This window comes from Mesocryomonas lacus (assembly GCF_055730135.2).
In genome coordinates this window covers 166,789-180,919 of record NZ_JBUZWE020000001.1, presented here as the reverse complement: position 1 = coordinate 180,919, position 14,131 = coordinate 166,789, and the positions used below count along the sequence as shown (strand labels likewise).

Genomic DNA, 14,131 nt, shown 5'->3' with positions numbered 1-14,131 from the left:
TTCGCCTTACAACCTTGCCGCCTGCCCGCAGACGGCCATTTGCCGTGCCAATGCCGCCACTCCGACACGATCGGCGCCCAGAAGCCCATCCAACCCAAACGATGTAGAGGTTTTCCATGATCGCCACCCATTCCAAGCGGCTCATCGCCAGCCTCGCGCTCGTGCTCGCGGGCTCGACCAGCGTTCTGGCCGCCGACGCGCAGGCCTTCGCCGACCGGCTTCAGGCGATCGCCGCCAAGACCGGTGCGCCGATCAACTTCGCCGGGGCAGAGTCGGTCGGCGAGAATGTCGTCTTGAAGGGCGTGACGCTCGGCGCCGGCGCGGACGCCGCCAATGTCGGCGACATCACCTTCGAGAGCGTCACCGGCTCTTCCGCCGAGGGCTGGACCGTCGCGCGCGTTCCCTTCGCCGACTTCAAGAAGGCCGAGGGCAGCAAGGAAGCAGCGGTCACCGGCATGGTGGTCGAGGGCCTGCAGCTCGCCGGCAGCGAGGGTGTTTCGAAGCTGCCGGGCGAAGCGCAGTACTATTTCGACAGCGCGTCGATCCAGTCGGTCAAGGTCACCGAGGGCGGCAACAACCTGTTCTCGCTGAGCGGCACCGACATCACCAATTCGGTGACCGCGGGCAGCGGCGAGATCGCCTCGTCGTTCACCCTCGGCGACTTCATGATCGACTTCGCCGGAATGCCGGCGGACGATACGACCCGCACGATGCAGGCGATCGGCTATTCGCAGCTCAGCGGCAATGGCTCGACCGACAGCTCCTGGGATCCGAAGACCGGCGAGCTGAGCCTCGACCCGTTCGAGCTGACCGTCGAGAATGCCGGCAAGCTGTCCTTCGCCTTCCAGCTGAACGGCTACACCTCGGCCTTTTCGAAGTCGCTGCAGCAGATCCAGGAGCAGATGGCGGCCGATCCGGCCGGCGCCCAGAACTCCGGCATGGCGATCATCGGCCTCGTCTCGCAACTCAGCATCGCCTCGATGCAGCTCGATTTCACCGATGATTCGCTGACCAACAAGCTGCTCGACTACTACGCCAAGCAGAACGGGCAGACCAAGGAGCAGCTGATCGACGGGATCAGCGGCATGATGCCGGCCGTGCTCGCCTCGCTGCAGAACCCGGAATTCCAGAACGAGGTGACGACCGCCGTCACGACCTTCTTGAAGGATCCGAAGTCGCTGACGATCTCGGTCGATCCGGATGCACCGGTCCCCGCCACGCAGATCATGGGTGCCGCCATGGGCGCGCCGCAGACGCTGCCGACCGTGCTGTCGCTCGGCGTCGTCGCCAACGGCGTCGACGAGTAAAGGTCCGACGCAGACCTGAAACGAAGAAGGCCGCCGCGGTGATCCGCGGCGGCCTTCTTCATTCTGATGGGTCCGACAGGACGGCCAACCGTCAGGGGATGAGACCGATGCCCGGGCTTCTCGGCGCGTCCCCGCTCCGCCGGTCACTTGCCTCGGTGGAATAGAATTCGCGCTTCTGCCGGTACATTTCGAGATCGGCGCGCTTGACCGCCTCCTCCAGCCGCTCGCCGGCCTTGGCGGTCGCCGCGCCGATGGCGAAGGAGAGCGTGCCACCGGTATAGAACTGGTTGTTGACGGCAACGAGCTTCTCGATGTTCTCGATCATCGTCTGCCCATCATTCTCGTCGCAGCCCGGCATGAGAATGGCGAACTCGTCGCCGCCGATGCGGCAGGCATGCTGCGGCTTCTTCACCAGTTCGTTCAGCACCTCGCCGGCGCGGCGCAGCATGGCGTCGCCGGCGGCGTGCCCGAGCTCGTCGTTCACCGTCTTCAGCCCGTTCATGTCGGCGATGAGGACGGTCACGGGATAGGGCCCGATGCGCTCGAGACGGTTCATCTCGTCGACGAAGAAGGAGCGGTTAAAGAGCTTCGTCAGCACCTCGTGCTTGCCGAGATATTCGAGATAGGCCTCGGCCTTCTTGCGCGCGGTGATGTCGGTCAGCGCCACCTGCACCTGCGACCAGTCGCGCTCGCGCCCCGGCAGCACCGAGAACTGCATGTGGAGGTAGAGCTCATCGCCATCCAGCGAGTAGTCCACCACCTCGCGCTGCTGGAACAGCTTGCCTTGCCAGAGGTCGACCAGCTGCTCCTTGAAGTGTTGCGTCATCGCGTCGCGAAAGACGTCGCCGAGGCGCTTGTAGAGCGTTGCCCTGTCGGGCGCGCGAAACAGCTCGAGCGTGTGGCGGTTGACGTCGATGACGCGGATTTCGCTGAGGCAGCGGGTGATGAATTCCGGGTGCACGTCGACGAAGGTGCGGAAGTCGGTGACGCCCTGGTCGCGCACGCCCTCGATCAGGCTCTTCACCGAGGAGAAGTCCTCGACCCAGAGCGACACCGGCGAATGATCGAACAGGCCGCGCGCGTAATTCTTGCTGAGGTCGGCGAGACGGCGCGCCTCTTCCCGCTCGGTGACGTCCTCGGTGGCAATGAGGATGCGGCGCCAGTCGCGTTCGTGACCGGAGAGGATCTGCCCCTTCAGCTGGATGTCCAGGCGCCGTCCCGAGAGCGTGTAGTTGACGGCCCGGCTGATGAAGTCGGTCTCGCCGCTCCAGAGTTGCTGAAGCTCCTGGATGTGGACCTCCGGATGCTCGTCGGCAAAGACTTTCGCAAGGTTCTCGACAAGGTGCGGCAGATCCCGCGCGCCGAACAACTGGAGCGTGCGCCGGTTCACGGTGACGACCTCGATCAGCCCCATGCAGCGCCGGACACGGTCGAGATCCTCGGCGAGGAAGGCCGCGAGATCCTCGACGCCCTCCGCGCGCCAGGTGTCGAACAGCGCGCGGACCTTGGAGAAGTCCTCCAGCCACAGGGGCACCGGCGTCATGTCCATGAAGCTGAGGTCGGGTGCCTCGGGCACCACCTGTCCTTCATCCTGCCGGAATGCCGTCATGCCCCTGTCCATCACCCGCTGTTGTCGCCGTTGTGCGCCGCAGCAAGGCGCACTGAACAACTATCATCCTTATTGTTAAGGAAGCGGTCACACCCTTTCCGGTCGCTGAACCTCTCTCACGGTGGCGCCGTCGATGCCTACTTCGCCGGCGCCGTCACACGCAGGCCGAGCTCGCGCAATTGGGTGGGCGAGGCTTCGTTCGGCGCGTTCATCAGGAGGTCGTAGGCCTGCTGATTCATCGGGAACATGGTGATCTCGCGAAGGTTCTTGACCCCGCAGAGCAGCATGACAATGCGGTCGACACCGGCCGCCATGCCGCCATGCGGCGGGGCGCCGTACTGGAAGGCGCGGTAGAGGCCGCCGAAGCGCTCCTCGACCTCGGCCCTGCTGTAGCCGGCGATCTCGAAAGCCTTGACCATGGTCTCGGTCTGCTGGTTGCGGATGCCGCCCGACGCGATCTCGAAGCCGTTGCAGACGATATCGTACTGGAAGGCTTTCAGGCTCAGCGGCTCCTGCGTCTCCAGCGCCTCCATGCCGCCCTGCGGCATCGAGAACGGGTTGTGCGCAAAGTCGACCTTCTTCAGCTCCTCGTCCCATTCGTAGAACGGGAAGTCGATGATCCAGGCGAGCTTGAACTGGTCGCGGTCGACAAGGTTCAGCTCTTCGCCAACCTGCGTGCGCGCCGCGCCCGCAAAACTTGCAAAGGTCTTCGGCTTGCCGGCAACGAAGAAGCAGGCGTCGCCTGCGCCAAGGCCGAGCTGGACGCGCAGCGCCTCGGTGCGCTCCTCGCCGATGTTCTTGGCGAGCGGGCCGGCGCCGTTGATCTTGCCTTCTTCCTCGCGCCAGAAGATGTAGCCGAGGCCCGGCTGGCCCTGGCCCTGCGCCCAGGAGTTCATCCGGTCGCAGAAGGCGCGGCTGCCGCCGGTCTTGGCCGGGATCGCCCAGATCTCGACTTCCGGATCGGCGGCGATCATGCCGGCGAACACCTTGAAGCCGGAGCCGGCGAAATGCTCGGTGACGGCCGACATCTCGATCGGGTTGCGCAGGTCCGGCTTGTCGGAGCCGTATTTGCGGATGGCCTCGGCATAGGGGATGCGCTCGAAGGTCTGGGTCACCGGCTTGCCGTCGGCGAAATCCTCGAACACGCCGCGGATCACCGGCTCCATGGTCTGGAAGATGTCCTCCTGCTCGACGAAGCTCATCTCGACGTCGAGCTGGTAGAACTCGCCCGGCAGACGGTCGGCGCGCGGGTCCTCGTCGCGGAAGCACGGGGCGATCTGGAAGTAGCGGTCGAAGCCCGACATCATGATAAGCTGCTTGTACTGCTGCGGTGCCTGCGGCAGCGCGTAGAACTTGCCCTGGTGGATACGGCTCGGCACCAGGAAATCGCGCGCGCCCTCCGGCGAGGAGGCCGTGAGGATCGGCGTCGAGAATTCGGTGAAAGCCTGCTCCGTCATCCGCCGGCGCATGGCGGCGATGATCTGGGTCCGGCGCATGATGTTCCGGTGCAGCGTCTCGCGGCGGAGGTCGAGGAAGCGGTACTTCAGGCGCACGTCTTCCGGGTAATCCTGGTCGCCGAACACCGGCAGCGGCAGTTCCTTCGAGGTCGACAGCACCTCGATGTCCTCGGCGAAGAGCTCGACCTGGCCGGTCGGGAGTTTCGCGTTGGCCGTCTCCGGGCTGCGCGCCATCACCGTGCCGGTCACCCGCACCACCCATTCGGCGCGAATCGTCTCGGCAACGGCGAAGGCCGGCGAATCGGGATCAATGACGATCTGGGTCAGGCCGTAATGGTCGCGCAGGTCGATGAACAGCAGGCCGCCATGGTCGCGGACGCGGTGAGCCCAGCCGGAGAGCCGGACCGTCTGGCCGACATTCTCCTCGCGGAGGGCGGCGCAGGTGTGGCTGCGGTAGCGGTGCATGGCGTGTTCTTCCTGGCTTTTGCCGAACGGGGGCGCCATTGCGCCGCCGCTGGCGGACCCGATCGGGGGCTTGTCCTGATTTCGGCGGAAAAGCGCACGGCACCCCCGCGCTGTCAAGATTTGCGCCGCCGGCATGCGGCGGGATGACCGCGCGGAATCGGTTCGCCTTTGCCCGCACTTCGGCTATGCAAGGATCATGGAGCCTATTACCACGACCGAGGGCCTTGCTGAGGCCTGCCGCATCCTTGCCGAAGCCCCCTTCGTCACCGTCGACACCGAGTTCATCCGGGAGACGACGTTCTGGCCGGAGCTCTGCCTGATCCAGATGGCGTCCGACACGCTGGCCGTGATCGTCGACCCCCTGGCGCCCGGCATCGATCTCGCGCCGTTCTTCGATCTGATGCGGGACGAGCGCGTCATCAAGGTGTTCCACGCCGCGCGGCAGGATCTGGAAATCGTCTACAAGCTCGGCGGCCTCCTGCCGAAGCCGCTGTTCGACACCCAGATCGCCGCCATGGTCTGCGGCTTCGGCGAATCGATCGCCTACGACCAGCTGGTGGCGCGCACCAGCGACGGGCGGATCGACAAGACTTCCCGCTTCACCGACTGGCGCCGCCGGCCGCTGTCCGAGCAGCAACTGCACTATGCCCTGGCCGACGTCACCTATCTCCGCGACGTCTACAAGGTGCTGGTCGCCCGCATCACCGCCGAAGGGCGCGAGCGCTGGGCCGACGAGGAAATGGCGGTGCTGTCGAACCCCGAGACCTACGACCTCCACCCGGACGACGCCTGGCGCCGCCTGAAGCTACGGGTCCGCAAGCCGATCGAGCTCGCGGTGCTGAAGGAAGTTGCCGCCTGGCGCGAGCGCGAGGCGCGCAACCGCGACCAGCCGCGCGGGCGAATCCTGAAGGACGACACGATCTTCGAGATCGCGCAGCAGCAGCCTCGCGACGAGCAGACGCTCGCCCGCTTGCGCACCATCCCGAAAGGCTTCGAGCGCTCGTCGAACGGCAAGGAAATCCTCGCCGCGATCGAGCGGGCGATGGCGATCCCGAAAGCCGACCTGCCGCCGCTGCCGAAGATGCCGAACCTGCCGGAAGGCACAGCCGCCGCGGTCGAGTTCCTGAAAGTGCTGCTGAAAATCGTCGTCGAGCAGGAGGGCGTGGCCGGCAAGATGATCGCCTCGGGCGACGACCTCGAGCATCTCGCTGCCAAGGGCGCCGACGCCGACATCCCCGCCATGTCCGGCTGGCGCCGCAAGATCTTCGGCGATCGCGCGCTCGAGCTGCTGGATGGCAAGGCCGCGCTTTGCTTCCGGGACCGCAAGGTGGCGGTGGTCGCGCTGAGGTAGAATGCGGACTTACGGTTGGGCTTTGGGGCACCACGCTGACCTTTGAGGTGCCAAGGCCCCTCCCGTCGTCATCCTCGCGCGCAGCGCGGGGACCCATGCCGATGCGATGGTGAAGGCAATTCCGGCTCCGAACGAGGCTCAAATAAAGTTGCGGCATGGGCCCCCGGCCTGCGGCCGAGGATGACGAACTTCACCGTGAAAGCCGTCGCGAGACTACCCCCGCCAGCTCACCCCATCACCCGCCCGGCACCCCTTCGGCGCCGTCGTCTGCGGAAACCGCAGCTGCAGCTGCGCGCACCCCCATTCGTTCATCGGCCCCGGCATCAGCTCGTTCAGCATCGTTCCGGTATCGTCGTGCGGGTTCGCGCCGCGCGTGACGTACCAGTACCACTGCGCGGTCATGAACACCGCGACGCCGATCCCCACCCCGACGGCTAGCGACAGGAACTTCAGCACGTCGCCCTCCCCCTGATCTAGCGCAGGACGTCGAGCCGGAGCGTGCGCTCGACGACCTTGGCGAAGTGATCGAGGCGCGCTTCAGGACGCTCGCCGGTCAGGCCGGCAAGGTCTTCCGGCAGCATCAGCGCGAAGCCGCCACGCGGATCCTGGGTCCAGTTCAGCCGTGGCAGGAGGCCCGGCATCGAGGCGGTGAGGAGGTAGGTCACGCGGAACAGCGCGGCGAGGACGCGGGCGCGCTGCAGCAGCCGCGGCGTCAGGAGGTTCTCGATTTCCTGCATGCCGGGCGGGCCGAAATTGCCCTCGTGGCGGTAGTAGTTGGTGAGGCCGAGGAAGGCGCGGCCCTGGTGGTCGATCGCCGGAAAGGCGGCGTGGGCGATGATCGACAGGCTCTGCTTGCCGCGGTAGTCGGGATGCGCCCGCCAGCCGATGTCGGCGAGGAGGCACGCCGCCTCGCGCAAGCGTTCCTCCTGCGGCGTCTCGTCGATGCCGAGCGTCTCGAAGCTGCGACGGCTCCATTCGACGAGCTCGACGGAATGGCGCGGCGAGCGAGAGCGCAGGATCGCGAGCTCCAGCGCCGCCTCGATCAGCGGATCCTTGGAACGCTCGGCATCCGGCAGCAGCGAATGCAGAAAACCCTCGCGCACGCCGAGCGCCGACAGGATGATGCTCGACGGCTTCACGTATTTGATGACGCTCTGCAGCGTCACCGCGCCGAAAGCGAGCAGCGCGCGGCGGCTGCGCGAGACGGCGGCGATGCCCGGCAGCGCCTCCGGGTCTCCCTTGGCGACGGCCTCGAGGAAGCTGGTCCAGTCGGCGCTCGGAATCTCGTAGCCGTGCATGACGTGCAGCGGATAGCGGGCCTGCTCCATGTGGAGTTTCGCGAGGTTGCGCCAGGTCCCGCCGACGGCGAAGAACGGACGCCCCTCACCGGCCCCGGCCAGCGCAGAGTTGCCGACCTCCTTGTCGGCGATGCGGCGGGCCTTGGCGATGTCGTTGCCCGAGAGGTCCTGCAGGCGAAGGCCGCCGAGCGGCAGCGTCAGGCCCTTGCCGATCGCGCCATTGGCGACGTCGACGAGTTCGAGGCTGCCGCCGCCAAGATCGCCGGCAATGCCATCCGGCGCGTGGAAGCCGGCGATAACGCCCTCGGCGGCGAAATGCGCCTCGTCGGCACCCGAGAGGATGCGGATCGGGCAGCCGATCGCCGCCTCCGCCGCGGCGATGAAGTCCGGCCCATTGGTCGCCTCGCGCGCCGCGGCGGTGGCGATCGGATAGAGCGCGGTGACGCCCGCCTGTGCCGCCAGCGCGCGGAAGCGCGACAGCGCCGACAGGGCGCTCGCGACCGACTTCTCGTCGAGCCGCTTGCTCTGCGCCAGGCCCTTGCCGAGCCCCGAAAGCACCTTCTCGTTGAACAGCACGGTCAGCGAGCGGGTGTTGCCCTCGTAGATCACGAGGCGAACGGAGTTCGAGCCGATGTCGACCACGCCCACGGGCTCACGCCCTGCAAGCCGGCCCTGGACGGGGGTATCAGTCAAATCGGGAATGTTCCGCACGCTGTCTGGCAATCAATCTCGGGGCGTCCGACTTCAAGGCCTTGCCGCGCCCGGACAGGCTCGGATTGGTCATGAAGTAACGCTGGGTGTTGAAGGGCTGCTCGCCATCGGCGACGGCGATGCGGCGGGAGGTTCCATCGGACAGGACCGACCAGCTCTGCTGGTTGTCAAGGATGTTGCCCAGCATGATCTGCGACAGGATCTGGCTGTGCACCGTTGGATTGGTGATCGGCACCATGGTCTCGACCCGCCGGTCGAGGTTGCGCGGCATCATGTCGGCCGAGCCCATATAGACGAGGGCCTGTTCGGACGGCAAGCCGAAGCCGTTGCCGAAGCAAAAGATGCGGCTGTGCTCGAGGAAACGGCCGACGATCGACTTGACGCGGATGTTGTCGGAGAGGCCCGGCACGCGCGGCCGCAGGCAACAGATGCCGCGCACGATGAGGTCGATCTCGACGCCGGCCTGGCTCGCCCGGTAGAGCGCGTCGATGATCTTGGCATCGACCAGCGAGTTCATCTTCATCCAGATTTGGCCGGTCCGCCCCGCCTTCACATGCGCGACCTCCGCGGCAATGCCGTCGAGGATGCGCTTGCGCATGTTGAGCGGCGAGACCGCGAGCTTGTGCAGGTCCTGCGGCTCGGCATAGCCGGTGATGTAGTTGAACACGAGAAGGACGTCGTGCGCGATGTCGGCGTCGGTCGTGAAGTAGGAGAGGTCGGTGTAGATCTTCGCCGTGATCGGGTGGTAGTTGCCGGTGCCGATGTGGACGAAGTTGACGAGCTTGCCCTCCTCGCGCCGCACGACGAGCGAGAGCTTCGCGTGCGTCTTCTTCTCGATGAAGCCGAAGACGACCTGGACGCCGGCGCGTTCGAGATCGCGCGCCCACTTGATGTTGGCCTCCTCGTCGAAGCGCGCCTTCAGCTCGACCAGCGCCGTCACCGACTTGCCGGACTCGGCCGCATCGATCAGCGCCCGCACGATCGGGCTGTCGTTCGAGGTGCGGTAGAGCGTCTGCTTGATGGCGATGACGTTCGGGTCGAGCGCCGCCTGCCGCAGGAACTGCGCCACCACGTCGAAGGACTCGTAGGGGTGGTGGACGATGATGTCCTTCTCGCGGATGGCCGCGAAGCAGTCGCCATTGTGCTCGCGGATGCGCTCGGGAAAGCGCGGGATGTAGGGCGTGAACTTCAGGTCCTCGCGCGGGCAGCGGACGATCTGCGACACCGAATCCAGCGCCAGCATGCCGTCCATCACCGAGACGCGGTTGTCCGGAACCTCCAGCTGGTTGGCGACGAAGGCGCGCAGGTCCTCCGGCATGATCGAGTCGAACTCGATGCGGATCACCTGGCCGCGGCGGCGGCGCTTCAGAGCGGATTCGAACAGCCGCACGAGGTCTTCCGCCTCCTCCTCGACCTCGATGTCGCTGTCGCGGATCAGCCGGAAGGTGCCGGCGCCGCGCACGCGGTAGCCCGGGAAGAGCCGGCCGATGAACAGCGCCACGACGCTTTCCAGCGGCACGAAGCGCAGGCCGAGATCGTTCGGCGGCAGCTCGACGAAGCGCGGCAGCGCGACCGGCAGGCGCAGCAGCGCATTCATCCGCTGCGAGTCGCGCTCGCGCACCAGCGCCAGGGCGATCGAGAAGCCGAGGTTCGGAATGAAGGGGAACGGGTGCGCCGGGTCGATCGACAGCGGCGTCAGCACCGGGAAGATGGAGTCGGCGAAGTGCTGTTCCAGCCAGGCGCGGTCGTCCTTCTTCAGATCACCCGCCCCGACGATCAGGATCTTCTCGGCGCGCAGTTCCTTGACGAGATCGGCGAGCGAGGCCTGCTGCTCCTCCTGCAGCCGGCCGACCTCCTGCAGGATATGGTCGAGCTGCTCCTGCGGGGTCAGGCCGTCGTCGCTGCGCAGCGTGATCTTCTCGCGCACCTGGGCGGCGATCGCGGCGACGCGCACCATGAAGAACTCGTCGAGATTGCCGGCCGAGATCGACAGGAAGCGCACGCGCTCCAGCAGCGGATGGGCCGTGTTCTGCGACTCGTCGAGCACCCGCCGGTTGAACTGCAACCAGGAGATCTCGCGGTTGATGAAACGGTCGGCCGGCAGCGCCTCGTCCTGCGCCGAGACGATGGTCTCAATCAGCGGCAGCGCGTCGGCAGAATTGGCTTCCAGCCGCTCGGCAATCCGCGCGACCGAGTTGGGCTTGGCGCGCGGCCGCTCGGCTGCCGCCTTCTCCGGCTCCGGCACCGTCACGGCGGCCAGCACCTCGATCGGGCTCGGCGTCTCGGTCGCGTCATCCTCCGGACGGATCTCGGCGGAGGCCGTCAGGGGCGGCGCGGCTGGCTTCTCGGCTTTCGGCGCCTTCGGCGCGGCTGCGACGCGCTTGGCGGTGGCGACCACCTTGGCCTTGGCGCGCGCGGCGGCGCGCGGCTTGACGCCGAGCGCCGGCTTGGCCGCTATTGGTTTCACGGTGGGCGTCGCAGCCCTCGGGCGACGGATGCGGGGTCTGGGGACAGGGGGCGTCACGGGATCGTCCAAGGCTCAGTCCTCCATTCGCGGAATGTCGCGGGGCAGCGCCACGGCATCGTGCCCGCCTTCGCTCGCCCGGTCCAACGGCGTTTCGGCGATGTAGCGCTGGCCTGCGGCAAACTCCGCCCGGTCGAGCACCCGCTGCACCAGAACCCGCGAGATCTTCTCGCGCGACGCCAGCGCCTCGCGGTCGATCGCGGCCACCAGGCGGCTCGCCGCCTCCAGCGAGCGCTCCATCCGCAGCACCAGGAACTGCACCAGACGCGGATCGACGGCGATCTGCCGGTCGGAGAACAGCTTGGTCAGGACGCCAGAAAGAAGCGCCTCGTCGGGCGTGCCGGTCATCACGGTGGTGGCGGCCCGCAGACGCGAGCGGAGATCGGCAAGCTTGAGGTCCATGGCCGGCGCCAGCGTGCGCGCCGTTGCCAGCACCGTGCCGCCGCCGAGGCGGGCGGCATTGACCGCCTTGAAGATCTCGATCTCCGGCAGCGCGCCGCTGTCGATATCGTCGATCACCACGGCAAAGCGGCGCGACAGTTCCGTCGGCAACGGCACCGCGCCCGTCATCTCCTGCCAGGCGGCGGCCAGATGCGACTTGCCCGAGCCGGGCGGGCCGACGACAAGCAGCACCGGATGATGCCAGTTCGGCCAGCTGTCGATCGCGGCGACGGCCAGCCGGTTGGCGTCGGTGACGATGAGATCGTCCCGGGCCAGCGAGGCGCGGTGCGGCAGATCGAAGGGAAGCTGGGCGGGGTTCACGCGGGGGTCGATCCTTGGGACTCGCGGCGGGCTCGCGGCGAAGGCTTGGCTAACACGGCCCTTTGTCACAAAAAAGCGCATCCCGTGCGCTCATTCATTGGGCAGCATCGCAAGGCTAACCGTCGGCGCCGCCACCGCCAAGCGCAGAACCGGCGATTTGCCCGCTATTCCTTCGGCGCCGGACGGAAACCCGATTCCAGCATTTCCTGCATCGGCTTGCCCTCGACCGTCTCGATCCGGGTGCCGGGCTGGCCGATGGTGCGGCCGTAATAGAGCTCGCTCTGCAGGTACTTGGTGATGGCGAAGCGGACGAGGACGCCGATGGCGGCCGCCGCAGGGACCGCAATCAGCAAGCCGACAAAGCCGAACAGTGCGCCGAAGGCAAAGAGCGCGAACATCAGCCAGACCGGGTGCAAGCCAACCGAGGCGCCGACGAGCTTGGGCTGCAGGATGTTGCCCTCGATGAACTGGCCGGTCATGAACACCGCGACGGTCGCGATGATCCAGCCATAGTCCGGCCAGAACTGGACCAGCGCTACGCCAACCGCGAGCACGAGGCCGAGCGTCGAGCCGACATAGGGGATGAACGAGATCAGCCCGGCGAACAGGCCGATCAGCAGGCCGAAATTCAGCCCGATCAGCGACAGGCCGATGGCATAATAGCTGCCGAGGATCAGGCAGAGGCTCCCCTGCCCGCGGATGAAGCCGGCGACTGCGCGGTCGATTTCGCGGGCGAGGCGCCTGACGGTGTCGACGTGCTGGCGCGGCGTCCACTCGTCGATCCTGCTGATCATCCGGTCCCAGTCGAGCAGCAGGTAGAAGGCGACCACCGGCGTCACCACGAAGATCGAGATGAAGTTCACCACCGCAAGGCTCGACGTCCACAGCGAGCCGGCGAGCGTGGTGAGGAAGGCCGAGCCCTGGCTCACCAGCTTGCCGAAATCGTCGCGCATCGACTGCTCGTCTCCGGCGAACATCCAGGCGAGCGGCCCGCTCCGCGCCTGCGCGGCGAGCGACTGCAGCTTGTCGAGATATTCCGGCAGACGCTGCAGGAAGGACCCGATCTGCCCGCCGACGACCGGTACCACGATCAGGATGACCGCGGTGAAGACGACGACGAAGAGCACGAGGATGACGACGCTCGCCATCATCCGCGACAGGCCGCGCCGCTCCAACCAGTCGGCGACGGGGTCGAGGAAATAGGCGATGGACATGCCGAAGACGAACGGCAGGAGAATGCTGGAAAACACCACCAGCAAGGCGATGGCGAAGAGAAAGGCCAGGCCCCAGAACATGATCTGACGTCGCAGCAGCCGGCCCCGATCCGTTGTCATCTCAGGCGACTCCGCTGCTATTCATCAGTTACAGGCCTGTCGCACGCGGCGGCAGCAAGGGAGATAGTCAGCCGAACACCTTGCGGTCAAGGGTTCCGCGCACAGCACCCGATGGCGGCCGCCAGGGACGCGACGGCTCCCCCGCCATCCGCCAAATGGCGGGGCTCCCCCTTGCCCGCTTGGGGCGATCCGTGTCAGTTCGCGGGCTTCCAGGGGAATGACGGCGATGAGCGACAAGACCAACAACCTGACCTACCGCGATGCCGGCGTCGACATCGATGCGGGCAATGAGCTGGTGCAGCGGATCAAGCCGCACGTGCGCTCGACCCGCCGGCCCGGCGCCGACGGCGAGATCGGCGGCTTCGGCGGCCTGTTCGACCTCAAGGCCGCGGGCTTCACCGACCCGGTGCTGGTGGCGGCAAACGACGGCGTCGGCACCAAGCTGAAGATCGCCATCGACACCGGCATCCACGACACCATCGGCATCGACCTCGTCGCCATGTGCGTCAACGATCTCGTTGTGCAGGGCGCCGAGCCGCTGTTCTTCCTCGACTACTTCGCCACCGGCAAGCTCGACCCGGCGCAAGGCGAGGCCATCGTCAAGGGCATCGCCGAGGGCTGCCGCCAGGCCGGCTGCGCGCTGATCGGCGGCGAGACCGCCGAAATGCCCGGCCTCTACGCCGAGAAGGACTACGACCTCGCGGGCTTCGCCGTCGGCGCTGCCGAGCGCGGCCAGCTGCTGCCGAGCGCGGAGCTCGCGGTCGGCGACATGATCCTCGGCCTTGCCTCCTCCGGCGTCCATTCCAACGGCTATTCGCTGGTGCGGCGGATCGTCGAGCTCTCGGGCGCCACCTACAACGCCCCCGCCCCGTTCGATACCGACAAGGCGAGCCTCGCCGAGGCGCTGATCGCCCCGACCCGCATCTACGTGAAGCCGCTCCTCGCCGCGATCCGCCAGTCCGGCGGCATCAAGGCGCTGGCGCACATCACCGGCGGCGGCTTCGTCGAGAACATTCCGCGCGTCCTGCCGGAGCATCTCGCCGCCGACATCGACCTGTTCGCCATCGACACCCCGCCGGTGTTCCGCTGGCTCGCCAAGGCCGGCGGCGTTGAGGCGCACGAAATGCTGCGGACTTTCAACTGCGGCATCGGCATGATCGTCGTCGTCTCGGAGGCGGAGGCGGCGATGGTGTCGGCGATCCTGCAGAGCGAGGGCGAAGAGGTCGTGCCGCTCGGCCGCATCCTCTCCCGCGACGGCGCCGCCGTGACCTTCAATGGCGACCTCGCGCTGTGAGGCTGGCGCGCGCTGTGAT

The 14,131-nt window shown here is 67.0% G+C and carries 10 protein-coding genes; 3 read left to right on the top strand and 7 right to left on the bottom strand.

What is annotated here, in order from left to right; genetic code table 11:
• Positions 1 to 116: 116 nt before the first annotated feature.
• Positions 117 to 1,307, top strand: coding sequence for an aq_1923 C-terminal domain (locus tag ACZLZY_RS00850; RefSeq protein ID WP_472931512.1), 1,191 nt, complete (start codon positions 117 to 119; stop codon positions 1,305 to 1,307).
• Between the two features lie 91 nt (positions 1,308 to 1,398).
• Here the strand turns inward: ACZLZY_RS00850 and ACZLZY_RS00845 are convergent, their stop codons facing one another.
• Together ACZLZY_RS00845 and aspS are read right to left on the bottom strand one after the other, a co-directional pair.
• Positions 1,399 to 2,916, bottom strand: a complete 1,518-nt coding sequence (locus tag ACZLZY_RS00845; protein ID WP_472931511.1) for a sensor domain-containing diguanylate cyclase — start codon at positions 2,914 to 2,916, stop codon at positions 1,399 to 1,401.
• A gap of 137 nt (positions 2,917 to 3,053) precedes the next feature.
• Positions 3,054 to 4,838 (bottom strand): aspartate--tRNA ligase, encoded by a 1,785-nt coding sequence (gene aspS, locus ACZLZY_RS00840; RefSeq protein ID WP_472931510.1) that lies wholly within the window; start codon positions 4,836 to 4,838, stop codon positions 3,054 to 3,056.
• Between the two features lie 196 nt (positions 4,839 to 5,034).
• Between aspS and rnd the strand changes: the two genes are divergently transcribed.
• The gene (gene rnd / locus ACZLZY_RS00835) at positions 5,035 to 6,189 is read left to right on the top strand and encodes a ribonuclease D (RefSeq protein WP_472931509.1); all 1,155 of its coding nucleotides are present in this window, start codon (positions 5,035 to 5,037) and stop codon (positions 6,187 to 6,189) included.
• Between the two features lie 213 nt (positions 6,190 to 6,402).
• On the opposite strand, the gene ACZLZY_RS00830 is transcribed toward rnd, so the two are convergent.
• From ACZLZY_RS00830 to ACZLZY_RS00810, 5 genes are all read right to left on the bottom strand, one after another.
• Positions 6,403 to 6,645 (bottom strand): hypothetical protein, encoded by a 243-nt coding sequence (locus ACZLZY_RS00830; RefSeq protein ID WP_472931508.1) that lies wholly within the window; start codon positions 6,643 to 6,645, stop codon positions 6,403 to 6,405.
• Between the two features lie 17 nt (positions 6,646 to 6,662).
• Complete coding sequence (locus ACZLZY_RS00825) at positions 6,663 to 8,180, bottom strand: Ppx/GppA family phosphatase (protein ID WP_472931506.1); 1,518 nt, start codon at positions 8,178 to 8,180, stop codon at positions 6,663 to 6,665.
• Positions 8,173 to 10,344: an RNA degradosome polyphosphate kinase gene (locus tag ACZLZY_RS00820; RefSeq protein WP_472931934.1), complete on the bottom strand. Its 2,172-nt coding sequence runs from the start codon at positions 10,342 to 10,344 to the stop codon at positions 8,173 to 8,175. Before ACZLZY_RS00820 ends, ACZLZY_RS00825 begins: the two co-directional genes overlap by 8 nt.
• Before the next feature lie 393 nt (positions 10,345 to 10,737).
• Positions 10,738 to 11,484 (bottom strand): P-loop NTPase family protein, encoded by a 747-nt coding sequence (locus ACZLZY_RS00815; RefSeq protein ID WP_472931505.1) that lies wholly within the window; start codon positions 11,482 to 11,484, stop codon positions 10,738 to 10,740.
• A 164-nt stretch (positions 11,485 to 11,648) separates the two neighbouring features.
• Positions 11,649 to 12,818: an AI-2E family transporter gene (locus tag ACZLZY_RS00810; protein WP_472931504.1), complete on the bottom strand. Its 1,170-nt coding sequence runs from the start codon at positions 12,816 to 12,818 to the stop codon at positions 11,649 to 11,651.
• 226 nt (positions 12,819 to 13,044) lie between these two features.
• Between ACZLZY_RS00810 and purM the strand changes: the two genes are divergently transcribed.
• Entirely contained in the window at positions 13,045 to 14,112 is a 1,068-nt protein-coding gene (gene purM / locus ACZLZY_RS00805) for a phosphoribosylformylglycinamidine cyclo-ligase (protein ID WP_472931503.1), read from the top strand.
• Positions 14,113 to 14,131 lie beyond the last annotated feature (19 nt).

Bases quoted from the DNA above. Each gene is read 5' to 3' on its own strand.
- ACZLZY_RS00850 (WP_472931512.1), top strand. From the start codon at position 117: ATGATCGCCACCCATTCCAAGCGGCTCATCGCCAGCCTCGCGCTCGTG.
- ACZLZY_RS00845 (WP_472931511.1), bottom strand. From the start codon at position 2,916: ATGACGGCATTCCGGCAGGATGAAGGACAGGTGGTGCCCGAGGCACCC.
- aspS (WP_472931510.1), bottom strand. From the start codon at position 4,838: ATGCACCGCTACCGCAGCCACACCTGCGCCGCCCTCCGCGAGGAGAAT.
- rnd (WP_472931509.1), top strand. From the start codon at position 5,035: ATGGAGCCTATTACCACGACCGAGGGCCTTGCTGAGGCCTGCCGCATC.
- ACZLZY_RS00810 (WP_472931504.1), bottom strand. From the start codon at position 12,818: ATGACAACGGATCGGGGCCGGCTGCTGCGACGTCAGATCATGTTCTGG.
- purM (WP_472931503.1), top strand. From the start codon at position 13,045: ATGAGCGACAAGACCAACAACCTGACCTACCGCGATGCCGGCGTCGAC.